14 protein-coding genes are annotated in these 11,609 nt (G+C 37.5%); 10 read left to right on the top strand and 4 right to left on the bottom strand.

Features of this window, described 5'->3' with window-relative positions; translation table 11 throughout:
- The first annotated feature begins 365 nt into the window (after nt 1-365).
- The 9 genes from GHI45_RS04840 to dinB all read left to right on the top strand — a co-directional run bounded on the left by GHI45_RS04840 (nt 366) and on the right by dinB (nt 8,843).
- The gene (locus tag GHI45_RS04840) at nt 366-965 is read left to right on the top strand and encodes a hypothetical protein (RefSeq protein WP_147779710.1); all 600 of its coding nucleotides are present in this window, start codon (nt 366-368) and stop codon (nt 963-965) included.
- 153 nt (nt 966-1,118) lie between these two features.
- Complete coding sequence (murC, locus tag GHI45_RS04835) at nt 1,119-2,450, top strand: UDP-N-acetylmuramate--L-alanine ligase (protein ID WP_147779711.1); 1,332 nt, start codon at nt 1,119-1,121, stop codon at nt 2,448-2,450.
- A gap of 109 nt (nt 2,451-2,559) precedes the next feature.
- Nucleotides 2,560-3,171: a hypothetical protein gene (locus GHI45_RS04830; RefSeq protein ID WP_147779712.1), complete on the top strand. Its 612-nt coding sequence runs from the start codon at nt 2,560-2,562 to the stop codon at nt 3,169-3,171.
- 318 nt (nt 3,172-3,489) lie between these two features.
- Nucleotides 3,490-3,816, top strand: a complete 327-nt coding sequence (locus tag GHI45_RS04825; RefSeq protein WP_147779713.1) for a hypothetical protein — start codon at nt 3,490-3,492, stop codon at nt 3,814-3,816.
- Between the two features lie 13 nt (nt 3,817-3,829).
- Nucleotides 3,830-5,902 carry a DUF1430 domain-containing protein gene (locus tag GHI45_RS04820; RefSeq protein WP_147779714.1) on the top strand — a complete coding sequence of 691 codons (2,073 nt, stop codon included), beginning with the start codon at nt 3,830-3,832 and terminating at the stop codon, nt 5,900-5,902.
- A gap of 1 nt (nt 5,903) precedes the next feature.
- Nucleotides 5,904-6,524: a putative bacteriocin export ABC transporter gene (locus GHI45_RS04815; protein WP_147779715.1), complete on the top strand. Its 621-nt coding sequence runs from the start codon at nt 5,904-5,906 to the stop codon at nt 6,522-6,524.
- A gap of 215 nt (nt 6,525-6,739) precedes the next feature.
- Entirely contained in the window at nt 6,740-7,516 is a 777-nt protein-coding gene (locus GHI45_RS04810) for a S24 family peptidase (protein WP_147779716.1), read from the top strand.
- 21 nt (nt 7,517-7,537) lie between these two features.
- Nucleotides 7,538-7,729, top strand: a complete 192-nt coding sequence (locus GHI45_RS04805) for a hypothetical protein (RefSeq protein ID WP_147779717.1) — start codon at nt 7,538-7,540, stop codon at nt 7,727-7,729.
- A 19-nt stretch (nt 7,730-7,748) separates the two neighbouring features.
- Nucleotides 7,749-8,843, top strand: coding sequence for a DNA polymerase IV (gene dinB, locus GHI45_RS04800; protein ID WP_147779718.1), 1,095 nt, complete (start codon nt 7,749-7,751; stop codon nt 8,841-8,843).
- Here the strand turns inward: dinB and GHI45_RS04795 are convergent.
- Nucleotides 8,794-9,402 (bottom strand): hypothetical protein, encoded by a 609-nt coding sequence (locus tag GHI45_RS04795; RefSeq protein ID WP_147779719.1) that lies wholly within the window; start codon nt 9,400-9,402, stop codon nt 8,794-8,796. The genes dinB and GHI45_RS04795 overlap by 50 nt on opposite strands.
- A 120-nt stretch (nt 9,403-9,522) precedes the next feature.
- Between GHI45_RS04795 and GHI45_RS04790 the strand changes: the two genes are divergently transcribed.
- Nucleotides 9,523-9,972 carry a DNA starvation/stationary phase protection protein gene (locus GHI45_RS04790; protein ID WP_147779720.1) on the top strand — a complete coding sequence of 150 codons (450 nt, stop codon included), beginning with the start codon at nt 9,523-9,525 and terminating at the stop codon, nt 9,970-9,972.
- Nucleotides 9,973-10,006: 34 nt separating this feature from the next.
- Here GHI45_RS04790 and GHI45_RS04785 read toward each other — a convergent pair whose 3' ends face one another.
- Genes GHI45_RS04785 through GHI45_RS04775 form a run of 3 tightly spaced genes read right to left on the bottom strand, consistent with a single transcriptional unit; the run spans nt 10,007 to nt 11,598 of the window.
- Nucleotides 10,007-10,402 (bottom strand): rhodanese-like domain-containing protein, encoded by a 396-nt coding sequence (locus GHI45_RS04785; RefSeq protein WP_147779721.1) that lies wholly within the window; start codon nt 10,400-10,402, stop codon nt 10,007-10,009.
- A 6-nt stretch (nt 10,403-10,408) separates the two neighbouring features.
- The gene (locus GHI45_RS04780) at nt 10,409-11,380 is read right to left on the bottom strand and encodes an ROK family glucokinase (protein ID WP_147779722.1); all 972 of its coding nucleotides are present in this window, start codon (nt 11,378-11,380) and stop codon (nt 10,409-10,411) included.
- Entirely contained in the window at nt 11,380-11,598 is a 219-nt protein-coding gene (locus GHI45_RS04775) for a YqgQ family protein (protein WP_147779723.1), read from the bottom strand. The genes GHI45_RS04780 and GHI45_RS04775 overlap by 1 nt, the downstream gene beginning before the upstream one ends.
- Nucleotides 11,599-11,609 lie beyond the last annotated feature (11 nt).

Raw genomic sequence — 11,609 nt, 5'->3', positions numbered from 1 at the left:
GAACAAGTTCGTTAGTCGCAGTCGCAAAGTTTGCGTCTTACGCACAAAACATTTGTCGGTTTGCTTAGTTGCTGAAGCAACAAGAGCAAAAGGCTAGCGCAAGGCAGTATATTTGCAGTTGCCATTTGGCGTTATCGCTGAAAACATTTGTCCGTTTTGCCTAGTCGCTCAAGCGACTGGCAAAAAGGCTTCAGCGATTTACAGCCAATGGACAGCGTAGCAATCTACTAAACGACTCAAAAGTCGTTTAGAGGTTAACTAGTATTAAGTGGCTAGGTTAGAACGAAGCAGAAAATATACGGTTTCAGGGATAGCTATGATTGAATAATATACATTGCCACAGGAGCAATGAGCAAGAGGTCTATATGGCAGAAAGAAGAAGAGTTACATTTCCAATTATTGGAGATGACGAATCCCTCCAAAAGGATACACGCGTCATTTTCACAAACCAACAACTCATTACAAGAAATCCAAGTCTCCAAGATGAAGGCTCATTTAATAATACTCCTAAAAAGGCAGAACGGAAACGTTCTGAGCAATTTAAACCCTATACGCCGAAAGTATCTTATAGCACACAACACCGCCCATTGAATGGAAATCATAGCGGTGCAAGTTCTTTTGATAAAATGCCAAAGAAAACAAGCATTGACGAATCAAAAGAACGTGCCATTCGTGCTGCTGCAACACTTCCTAAACCGCCCAAAAAATATGTATCACCTTTGGAACGCGACAAGGAAAATGTTAGTACCCGTCGGTCTAGCGCTGCGATTTTAAATAAGCGTCCTGTCACAAATGACAACCCTATTCAAGATATGAAAAAACAAGGCATGAATATTTCTGATGCGTTGGCGAATGCTGGAAAGAAACCAGCCACACCAAGAAATCAAGCACCAGCAAATCAAAGCCAACCTAAAGCATATTTTGAAAACAAACGCAAAAATATTTTTGATCGCGGCATTGTCTAATTAAGAATTTTAAACAATAAAATTGAAACTCTGCCAGTCATCTTCAAGTAACGATTGAGGATTGGATACTGACAGAGTCAATTTTTGAACAAGCTTTGTAAAAAGAGAGGAAACTGGTCAGCTTATTTTTGTCAGAGCTGACAGATTATTATCATGGAAAAAACATATCATTTTATCGGAATTAAAGGCTCAGGAATGAGTGCCCTTGCGCTTATGCTTCATCAAATGGGAAAAAATGTTCAAGGTTCTGACTCAACAGATTACTTCTTTACACAACGTGGACTTGAACTTGCGGGTATTCCTTTGTTGCCATTCGATGAAAAAAACATCAAACCTGGCGATGTTTTAATCGTAGGGAATTCTTTCAATGATGAAAACAATGTCGAAGTTGCTTATGCTGATAAAAATGGTTTCCCATACAAACGTTATCACGAATTTTTGGGTGAATTCATGGAAGAATTCACAAGTATCGGTGTAGCCGGTGCGCACGGTAAAACATCAACAACTGGGATGTTGGCTCATGTCATGAGTAGTGCTGTAGATACATCTTATCTGATTGGTGATGGTACAGGACGTGGGAACAAAGACAGCAAATATTTTGTTTTTGAGTCTGACGAATATCAACGTCACTTCATGCCTTATCATCCAGAATATACCATCATGACCAATATTGACTTTGATCACCCTGATTTTTTCCATGGCATTGATGATGTAACAGCAGCTTTCCAAGATTATGCAAAAAATATCAAAAAAGGTATCTTTGCATACGGAGATGATGAAAACCTGCGTAAATTAGTGGCACCAGTGCCTGTATATTACTACGGATTCACACCAGAAGATGATTACCAAGCCTTAAATTTGGTACGTACAACACGCGGTTCATCATTTGATGCTTATTATAAGAACGAACTCATTGGTCACTTTGTTGTGCCAACATTTGGAAAACACAATGTTTTGAATGCCTTGGCTGTTGTTGGTGTCTGCCATCAACTCGGATTGGATATGCAAGACATTGCTGATCACATGTTGACATTCCGTGGGGTTAAACGTCGTTTTACTGAGAAAAAAGTAAACGAAACAGTCATTATTGATGACTTTGCACATCACCCAACTGAAATCGAAGCAACCATTGACGCAGCCCGTCAAAAATACCCAGATCGTGAAGTTGTAGCGGTTTTCCAACCTCATACTTTCACACGTACCATTGCTTTTGCGGATGACTTTGCTCGTGTACTCGATCATGCAGATACGGTTTATTTGGCACAAATTTACGGTTCAGCCCGTGAAGTTGACCACCACCAAATCACAGCGCAAGACTTGGCAGACAAAGTTCGCAAACCAGCTCGTGTCATCAGCGTTGACAACGTGTCACCGCTCTTGGATCACGAACGTGCTGTTTACGTCTTTATGGGTGCAGGAAATATCCAACAATATGAGCAAGCATTTGAAAAACTGCTCAGCCAATTAACAGAAAACGTACAATAATAGAAATAAGAGAACGCAAGCCTGCGTTCTTTTTTATTGTCAAATTGAAAGAGCCAACAAAAGATGATACAATAAACGTAATAATAAAAATACGGTTGTGGAGAATTGAATGAAAACAGTCATTGTCATTGATGCCAAGTACGAAACGAAAGAAGAAGTCGATCACTATTTCCGACACCAAATCAGTAACAAAGATCAGTTGACACACCTTTATTTCACCACTCATTCTGACGCTTTAGATTATCTCGAAAGCAATCATGAACAAGTGAAATTGTATATTGTTTACATCAGTCAAGCGACAGAAATCGAATATCTCAAGAAATTGCGACAGCTTGAGGTGTGTACGCTCGTCATATCGGATAGTCTTGCCCTCTACGATCAGTTAGGGGAACTTTCTTATACAAAAAATTGGCGTTTCGTACATCCGATAAGTTCCGTTCCAGATTATCAGCGCTTAAAAAAGATTGTATATCATGCCGTCTTGCACGCCATCAATCTCAGTAAAGAGCAAGTAAGAATTGACGGAATAAACTTTGAGATTACTGAAATGTTGTACGCGAAAAAGGATACTCGTCAAAAAAATATGGCACGAATTGTCTGTCGAGACTATACGTCAGGACTCTTGCGGACAAGTCTAAAAGCATTAGAAGATAAAGAAAAAGGATGGGTCAAGCTTGGTTACTATGTCATAAATATCAACAACATCAGAAAGATTAGCTAAGATGGACTTAAAGTGAGTTTTACCAAAACGACAAAATCCATTCAAATTGGTAGAAGACATAAAAAAACATTGAGAGACCTACTAAAAAACAACGGACATTAGTTCGTTATTTTTATTATAATGACCAACTTTCCCAAAATTTGACCAACTTTCCCAGAAAATGATGAAAAGATAAAGAAAGCGATTGCAAAATCGAAACAAGTATAATAAAATCATTTTATAGAATACAAAAAGAAGAAAGGACTTACCTATCGACGCAGATATTTCATATCGAAAGCACATAGAAAAACGAGAAAAACTCGTAGAAAGGAGTTCATTATGGAACTCAAAAAAGTTATTGCACTATCATTTGTCACTTTATCGCTTGGAGGAGTAGCCTCCTCTGCTTTTGCTAGTACAACAGGTGTTGGAACTCAGAACAATTCTTGGACTTATGGAAAAAATACATCTACTACAGCTATATCAAATCTTTTGGATAAAGTTCGTACTCATAGTAGTGATGTATGGAATGATTCAACACAAACAGATTCTAGTACCATTTATGCAACTGCGGGAACAGTTTCATACGCAACAGTTGCTGCCTCATCTTCTAATTCAATGATGTATTCGTGTTCTGATTATGCTTCAGTCTTGTCCACTAAATAAATGAAGAATAATAATGTGCCGATTATCAATCCATTCGGCACATTTTATATTATTATCGGAGGAAATGATGTATAAAGGACTAAAAATATTTATCAGCTTTTTGATATTATTATTGATAACCGTATTTTCAGTTTGGGATATTTTGACCAATTCTGCACCCATGCCCGGGGGAGTTTTTCAATCCGTCTTTATCCTAAAGAGTGATCGGAATTTAAAAAATAACCTAATAAATCTGGCGAATTCGAACCATGTCGTTCTCGCCAAGCAAATTGTTGTTAAGTCAAAGACACCTAGTGGTCAATTTGCAGGCGAATATACTTTTGAAAAAATAGGAAATGGAACTTTGCCTCAAATTTATCCTGAACAGCGCTCAGCCCGTATTGTAGCAAATAGTAATGATGCAACAAACTATATTATTATAGGCAATGGTTTGACTGCAAACAATCTTTCGAAAAAGTTGCAATCGATGGGCTATACAGTTCTTCCTGTAAAAACAGATATGAGGCTTGAGCCAATCAATGATTTATTGGATAAGTATAAGCTTCCACTTTTGGTGATGTTGATTTCATTTGTAGCTTTGTTGTTTTCTGATTCAGTTTCGAGAATAAAGGGTGATGGTGTCAAGAGATTGGCAGGAATGAGCCGATTTAAACTTGCTTTTATTGATTTGCTAAGGGATATAAAATGGCTTGGCCTACTCTTTCTTATTTCAAGTGGAGGAGGAGCGGTTTATTTATACATGGTTGGTAGATTTTGGATATACTATCTTGAAGCCTTGGTGATAATCCTTTTCTTAGGAATGTGCGTACTTCTTCTAATCAATTTTTTTCTTTCCAGTTTGACTTTTTTAATTTTGCAAAATCAGAAAATCAATTTGTCAATTAAAGGAGAACGCCCAGTATTTGTTATTACATTGCTCATTATTATTTTTCAAGTTATTGCAATAATCGTTCCAATGCAGTCGATGACATCGGTTATTCACTCAGAACAGCAGCTTTCTTTATTAGAAGCTGGACAAAAAATATGGGAAAAGAATAAAAATTATGATGGCATAACAGAACTTGGTGGAATGCGTTTTAGAACAACCCCAGAATTAAATCGTCAGCAAAAGGCACTTTTCTTAGATTTACTCAATATGAAGGGAACACTCCTGGCGTGTCCCTTAGGTTTGATTTCGGCGCCTGATGATGTGACATGGAAAAAAATCGAACAACAGTACCTGGTCTCACAAGGCGGAACACCTCAGAATGTGATGTATGTGAATGAAGAATTTTTAAAAAAAGAACAAATAAAAATTTCAGATACTATGAAAAAGATAAATAAACAGTTTAAGGCTGGAGAATATGCAGTTCTTGTACCAAAAGCCCAACAATCTCGAATGGATAGTATTGCGAGATTGAGTGAGGAGGTATTTAGTTCACAGCCTGATTATAATATGACTGCTTCGCCGTTTGTAGAGATTTATGAAGCAAAGCATTCATTATTCGGATATTCTGTCATGAAAAATCAAACGATAAATAATTCTAATGTGGGCTATCCAGTTTTAGTTGTTTTCAGTCCAGCGACCTTTAAAAATTCAAGCCCACAAGTACTTTCGATAGAAATATCAGGTTTTATGAGTCAAGGAAGTATTTTAACAACCAATCAAAAAGAAGTCAACCATCTTTTTGTGAAAAATCACATGGAAGCAAACGAAAGTTCATTTTTTAATGGTTATAGAATTATTTCTCAAAAAATAGCTGCTCAAGCGCAAGAAAGAGATTTACTTGTAGGTGTCAACATTCTTTGTCTCCTAAGTTCACTGTTACTGATTTCACTCCTCAACTCGATTTATCTTTATCAAAACCGAAAAATGTTTCTAATTCAACGGTTGGCAGGGAAAAAATGGGTGGACATTTACATGGTTTATCTTGCAGTCGTTCTCACATTAACGGCGCTAATCTCAGGGATTGCGCGTGTTTGGCTCCATGTGCCGAATGAAGCATTTCTAGTGCCGATAGTTTATGTCGGCTTGGTTCTAATCTTGTTTGTAGCTCAGATGAATAAAGAAAAAACAGCAAACGTGCTGTATTTGAAGGGACTTTGACATGATAACATTAAAAAATATCAGTAAAAAATTTGGAGAACATGAAATTTTGAACAATTTTTCTCATGAATTTGAGGCGGGAAAAGCATATGGCTTAGTGGGTGCTTCTGGATCAGGCAAAACGACGCTTTTAAACATTATCGGAAAGCTTGAAAAATCAGACGTAGGCGAGATTTTGATTGGAGATAGAAAACTCAAAGACATCAAAGAGCAACTTTATTTTAGAGATATCGTGGGTTACTTATTTCAAAATTATGGTTTGATTGATAATGAAACGATTGAGCAAAATCTAGCACTTGCTTTTGTGGGCAAGAAAATCAAAAAATCTGAACAAAAAAAGATAATGATTCAAACCTTAGAAAAGGTAAATTTAGCGCCAGATTTGAAGCGAAAAATCTACTCATTATCGGGTGGAGAGGCACAGCGTGTGGCAATAGCCAAAGTCATGATAAAAAATCCACCGCTTATTTTGGCAGATGAGCCGACGGCTTCACTGGACTCGGCCAATGGGAAAGAAGTGATTGAGTTGATACTGGGACTTTTGGATAAGGATAAGACAATCATCATCGCAACACACACCCCTTATGTTTGGGAACGCATGAATGAATTGGTCAATTTATAAGCAAGCACGTGAAAATAAAAAAAGTTGAATATCAGGGGAGATATTCAACAAAGGGGTTATGAAGAAATTATTTAGGGAGTAAAATAAGTATAAATGAAAAGGCTTAACTTTAACTTAAGTCCTTTTATTTTTTTGTCAGCTCTGACAAAATGAAAAAATTGACAAAACAGATAATAATATACTATAATATAGAAAAACACGATAAGGAGCAGACGATGAACTTTGGCGAAAATATAAAAAAACTCCGTATTTCTGCAAATCTCACACAGTCAGAACTCTCAGAAAAACTAGGAATTAAGCAAAGTAGCTATGTTTCATGGGAGCAAAAAAAGAGCAATCCAACGCTTGAATTATTGGAAAAACTGTCGGATATTTATCAAATTCCCGTGCGAAAAATTATCGAAAAAGATGATATAACGAATGCGGAAACAGGTTTGATTGATATTTTTCGAACATTAGCGAGTCAAGAAAAGTCAGAATTACTAGATTTTGCACAGTTCTTAAGTCAAAAAGCGACAGCAAAAGTACCAATTACGCAAGCAAGCAAAATCATCCAACTCAAAACCTACAAACGCAAGCAACTTAATTATGCAGTTGTTGAAGATGAGCAGCTTTCTGCCGGTTACGGAAATTCGGTAACCAATACAGGTGAAAAATATAAAGCCTACACAGCTGAACGACTTTCTCGTTATGATGGTGCAGCACGCATCAAAGGGGAGTCGATGGAGCCTGATTTTCCTAATTTTTCTATCGCAACATTCCTTAAGACAGGTTTTGATCGCGATGGTCAAATTTATGCTATTTCTGAAGGAGATCTTGGCGAAGAACAACTGTACATCAAGCAAGTTTTCCAAGAAGGTCAAAAATTTAGAATTCACTCTCTTAATCCCAAATATCAAGATTTTTATTTGGGGGAAGAAGATAACTTTAGAATTATTGGGCCTGTGGTAGATAATTTTACCGAAATTGAAGATGAACAGATAGAGGATTAACAAGAATAAACGGAGATGAGAATGGAAATGTTTCAAAATTACGAGCAAGTCTTTTCAATATTTGGCATTGGTCTGTTGTTTGCGACAGCCTATGAACTATTTATTTTCTTAGAAAAAAAGTTGACCAAAGAAGAACTGTCAGTCATCAAAATAATCCCATTGTCTCTTGTCAGTACTGACAAATCCGTACAAACTGAGAAAAGCTCAGCATGACAAACGGAAAGGACAAACCATGTTATCTTTTCCCTTAATCAATGATACCTCCCGAAAAATTTTGCACATTGATATGGATGCCTTTTTTGCTTCAGTCGAAGTGAGGGACAATCCAGCACTTAAAGGTAAACCAGTTGTCATTGCCAAAAGCCCCCTTCAAACGGGTGGGCGAGGGGTTGTTTCAACTTGCTCATACGAAGCAAGAAGTTTTGGTATTCATTCAGCAATGAGCGCTCAAGAAGCTTATGAAAAATGTCCGCAAGCTGTTTTTATCCCAGGAAATTATGAAAAATATACTGCGGTCTCAAAACAAGTTCAGGAAATATTTTTGCGTTATACGGATCAAGTTGAACGAGCGTCTATTGATGAGGCCTATCTGGATGTGACAGAGAATAAAATTCATTCAAGTTCCGCCATAAAAATTGCCAAACTTATTCAACATGATATTTTTGTCGAGCTTAACTTGACTTGTTCAGCAGGTGTTTCATATAATAAATTCCTCGCAAAGATTGCCTCCGACTATCAAAAACCACATGGTTTGACAGTCATTATGCCAGAAGACGCGAAAACATTTTTGGCAGAACTTCCTGTAGGGAAATTTCACGGTGTGGGTAAAGCGACACTTCCTAAACTCAACGACATGGGAATTATGACGGGAAAGGATTTGCAAGAGGCAGATCCACTCGTTATTGCTGAACGTTTTGGCGTTTACGGCTGGGAATTATATCTGAAAGCCAATGGCATTCATCAATCACAAGTGAAATCAACGCGTGAAAGAAAATCAGTCAGTAAGGAAAGAACCTACGGAAAACTGCTCTATTTTCAAGATGATGTCAAAGGTGAACTGGATAAATTATCAGAAAAAGTATCGGATGTCCTAAAAAAATACGATTTGAAAGGTCACGTGATTACCATAAAATTGCGCTACTCTGATTTTTCAACATTTACCAAACGAACAACAAAATCAGAAAACATCTGGGAAAAAGAAGCGCTGAGCGAAACGGCCCGTCAAATTTTTGAAGACATTGATTTTGATGAAAAACGTGGCGTTCGCTTGCTTGGACTTACAGTAAGTGATTTTGGACCAATAGAAGCGTCATTAGATATCCAATAGTCAGATAAGGGACAAAGGCAATTTCTTTCTCCTTTCCAAAAATAAAGCCTATAATTCCAAATAGCGAAGCAAATTGGATGAGCCAAACGGATTGGATAAAGGACATGGAAAAAGAGACAAGTGCCAGATATAAAAAATCTCCCGCTCCTATCTTTAATGGAAAAATTTCAGCCAAAATGGCCAAGATGAACCAAGCCCAAAAAGTAACTGGGACAGGATAAAAAATGGCTAAAATAACTGCAAAAAAGAGCCACAAGAAAACTGGAAATTGATGACTTTTAAAATCATAAACGGATAGAATAAGACTGGCTCCCAAAGTCAAACTGATTGGTAAGGTTAAAGCCTCACAAATGAAGCCATAATAAATTAGACCGCTGAATAAACTAGCACAGAGATAAATCGCATCAGAATGGAACGATTTGAACAATTCTCGAAAATCAAAAGGATTGTGACTGTTCATTGGAAGCAGTTCTGAAGCTCGAAAAATGCCATGCTCAATAGACAAATAAACGTGTAGGCCAATCATTCCAAAGAGACAAAAAGTAAAAAAAGTTATCATATTATTTAATACGAAAAAAACGAAGATTTGTTGCAAGAGTGCAGGAAATTATTTGGATTTTTTGTTTGAAAGCATTATAATAGAGATAGAGTAGAAATTAATATTAAAAGGAGAAAACATATGTCAAACGTAAACACAAGCAGTATTTTAAACCAGTCTGTTGCTGATTTAGCAAAAGCAGCAGCTTTAGTTCACCAAATCCACTGGTATTTGCGTGGCCCTGGTTTTTTAAATTTACATCCTACAATGGATAAATTTTTGGACGATTTGTACAACCTTCAAGATGAATTCGCTGAACGTTTAATCACAATCGGTGGTTCACCAGTTTCAACTTTGAAAGAGTTTGATGAGACCTCAAAAATTAACTTAGAGCCAGCAACATGGAATAAAACCATCAGCCAACGTCTTGAAGAATTGAAAGAAGCATATAAGTACCTTGCTGAACATTTCAAAGAAGGCATTGCAGTTGCGGATGAAAATGATGATGAAGTGACAGCGGACCTCTACACAGGCGCGCTTGGCGACATCGAAAAAACCATCTGGATGATTGAAGCAGAATTAGGAGAATAAAAAAAAGTGGCTCAGCCACTTTTTTTATTTTGTCTTAAAGTCTTTCTTTAACTTTTCCGTCCCAACCATTGAGGCCGTTTTTAAGTACGTAAATTTCTGGAACGCCAGCTTTTTTGAGTTGTTTTGAAACTTTTGAAGCTGCGATAGGTTTCGCATTTTCATAAATCAAAACTGGTTTATGCGTACTGATGGCATTTAGGCTTGCCTCGATTTGAGCAGCTGCAATGTTACGCGCACCCAAAATGTGTTTGATACGGTATTGATTTGCTTCACGAATGTCAATGACCTGTGAACTTGACATCAACCGATTGAATTCTTCATTATCAATGACTTTCGCATTACGTCGCAAGTTCCAACGTGGATAAAACAGCATGGCGATAATCGCTAAAATGATGATGACGTCAATGATCCAGTAAATATAATTTGGCATTCTTAATTATTCTCCTTTAAATTTCAGGGCAAGGCTTGCAGCACCGATAATTCCGGCATCGTTTCCGAGAACGGCAAGTTTAATTTTTGTTGTATTGCGTACAGTTGAAAAAGCATATTTTTTGAAGTAAGCTTCAACTTTTTCACGCAAGAATTCACCAGCGGCAGAAACACCACCACCGATTACGATTGAGTCAGGATTAAGTGTTGAACCAAGGTTAGCACAAGCAAATCCAAGATAGTAAGCAAATTTGTCAACGACTGTTAAAGCAAAACTGTCGCCAGCTTCAGCAGCTACAAAGATGTCTTTTGAAGTAACCATATCGCCATTATCAATAGCGGCTTTGATATCAGAAACACCTTCATATTCTTCAGCAAATTTGTTTGCCAAACGTACAATTCCTGTTGCAGAAGTCAAAGTTTCCAAGCAACCGAAGTTGCCACATGTGCAGGCAAAACCATCATGGGGTTCAACGCAAATGTGTCCGATTTCGCCAGCAGCACCAGCAACACCGTGGATGAGGTTACCAGCAGAAATAATTCCGCCACCAACACCAGTTCCCAAGGTAATGAAGACAACATCTGGATTGTTTTCTCCTGCACCAACCCAAGCTTCACCAAGGGCAGCAACATTGGCGTCGTTGTCAAGTACGAATGGCAAGCCAACTGCTTTAGCAATGACAGGCCCAACTTCTTGCGTATTTTCCCAGTTCAAGTTGAAAGCAGCTTTGACTGTTCCTTTTTCAATGTTTACAGTGCCGGGAGTTCCCATTCCGATACCAACAAAATCTGATTTATCGAGTTTATAGAGGTCGATACGGTGGTTGATAGAAGCAATGATATCTGGGACAATGTGTTTACCATCTTCAAGAATGTTTGTTGGAATTGACCATTTATCTTGAACTTCGCCTTCGAGTGTTAAAATCCCGAATTTGATTGAAGTACCACCGAGGTCGATACCGATAATTTTGTTAGCCATTAGAGTTTTTCTCCTAGTTTTTCGTTTTCAAAACGCTCTTCACGTTGCAAGATGAGGCGTACAGTAAGATATTCATGGTTACTTTTATCAATCAATCCAGCCGAAACCATATATGCTAATTCTTGTTTCATAAAATAAATTGCATCGAGCCGGTTAGGTGCAAGATTGATATAACCAAATTTTTTGAACCATTCTTGGACATCATAAAGAGTTTTCATTATTATATTTT

Origin of the sequence: Lactococcus sp. dk101 (assembly GCF_009601055.1) — a bacterium.
GTDB lineage: Bacteria > Bacillota > Bacilli > Lactobacillales > Streptococcaceae > Lactococcus.
This window is presented reverse-complemented; position numbering and strand designations above follow the sequence as displayed.

What these genes read in the sequence shown, in the direction of transcription:
- GHI45_RS04840 (WP_147779710.1), top strand. Translation starts at nt 366, where the DNA reads ATGGCAGAAAGAAGAAGAGTTACATTTCCAATTATTGGAGATGACGAA.
- murC (WP_147779711.1), top strand. Translation starts at nt 1,119, where the DNA reads ATGGAAAAAACATATCATTTTATCGGAATTAAAGGCTCAGGAATGAGT.
- GHI45_RS04830 (WP_147779712.1), top strand. Translation starts at nt 2,560, where the DNA reads ATGAAAACAGTCATTGTCATTGATGCCAAGTACGAAACGAAAGAAGAA.
- GHI45_RS04825 (WP_147779713.1), top strand. Translation starts at nt 3,490, where the DNA reads ATGGAACTCAAAAAAGTTATTGCACTATCATTTGTCACTTTATCGCTT.
- GHI45_RS04820 (WP_147779714.1), top strand. Translation starts at nt 3,830, where the DNA reads ATGTGCCGATTATCAATCCATTCGGCACATTTTATATTATTATCGGAG.
- GHI45_RS04815 (WP_147779715.1), top strand. Translation starts at nt 5,904, where the DNA reads ATGATAACATTAAAAAATATCAGTAAAAAATTTGGAGAACATGAAATT.
- GHI45_RS04810 (WP_147779716.1), top strand. Translation starts at nt 6,740, where the DNA reads ATGAACTTTGGCGAAAATATAAAAAAACTCCGTATTTCTGCAAATCTC.
- GHI45_RS04805 (WP_147779717.1), top strand. Translation starts at nt 7,538, where the DNA reads ATGGAAATGTTTCAAAATTACGAGCAAGTCTTTTCAATATTTGGCATT.
- dinB (WP_147779718.1), top strand. Translation starts at nt 7,749, where the DNA reads ATGTTATCTTTTCCCTTAATCAATGATACCTCCCGAAAAATTTTGCAC.
- GHI45_RS04795 (WP_147779719.1), bottom strand. Translation starts at nt 9,402, where the DNA reads ATGATAACTTTTTTTACTTTTTGTCTCTTTGGAATGATTGGCCTACAC.
- GHI45_RS04790 (WP_147779720.1), top strand. Translation starts at nt 9,523, where the DNA reads ATGTCAAACGTAAACACAAGCAGTATTTTAAACCAGTCTGTTGCTGAT.
- GHI45_RS04785 (WP_147779721.1), bottom strand. Translation starts at nt 10,402, where the DNA reads ATGCCAAATTATATTTACTGGATCATTGACGTCATCATCATTTTAGCG.
- GHI45_RS04780 (WP_147779722.1), bottom strand. Translation starts at nt 11,380, where the DNA reads ATGGCTAACAAAATTATCGGTATCGACCTCGGTGGTACTTCAATCAAA.
- GHI45_RS04775 (WP_147779723.1), bottom strand. Translation starts at nt 11,598, where the DNA reads ATGAAAACTCTTTATGATGTCCAAGAATGGTTCAAAAAATTTGGTTAT.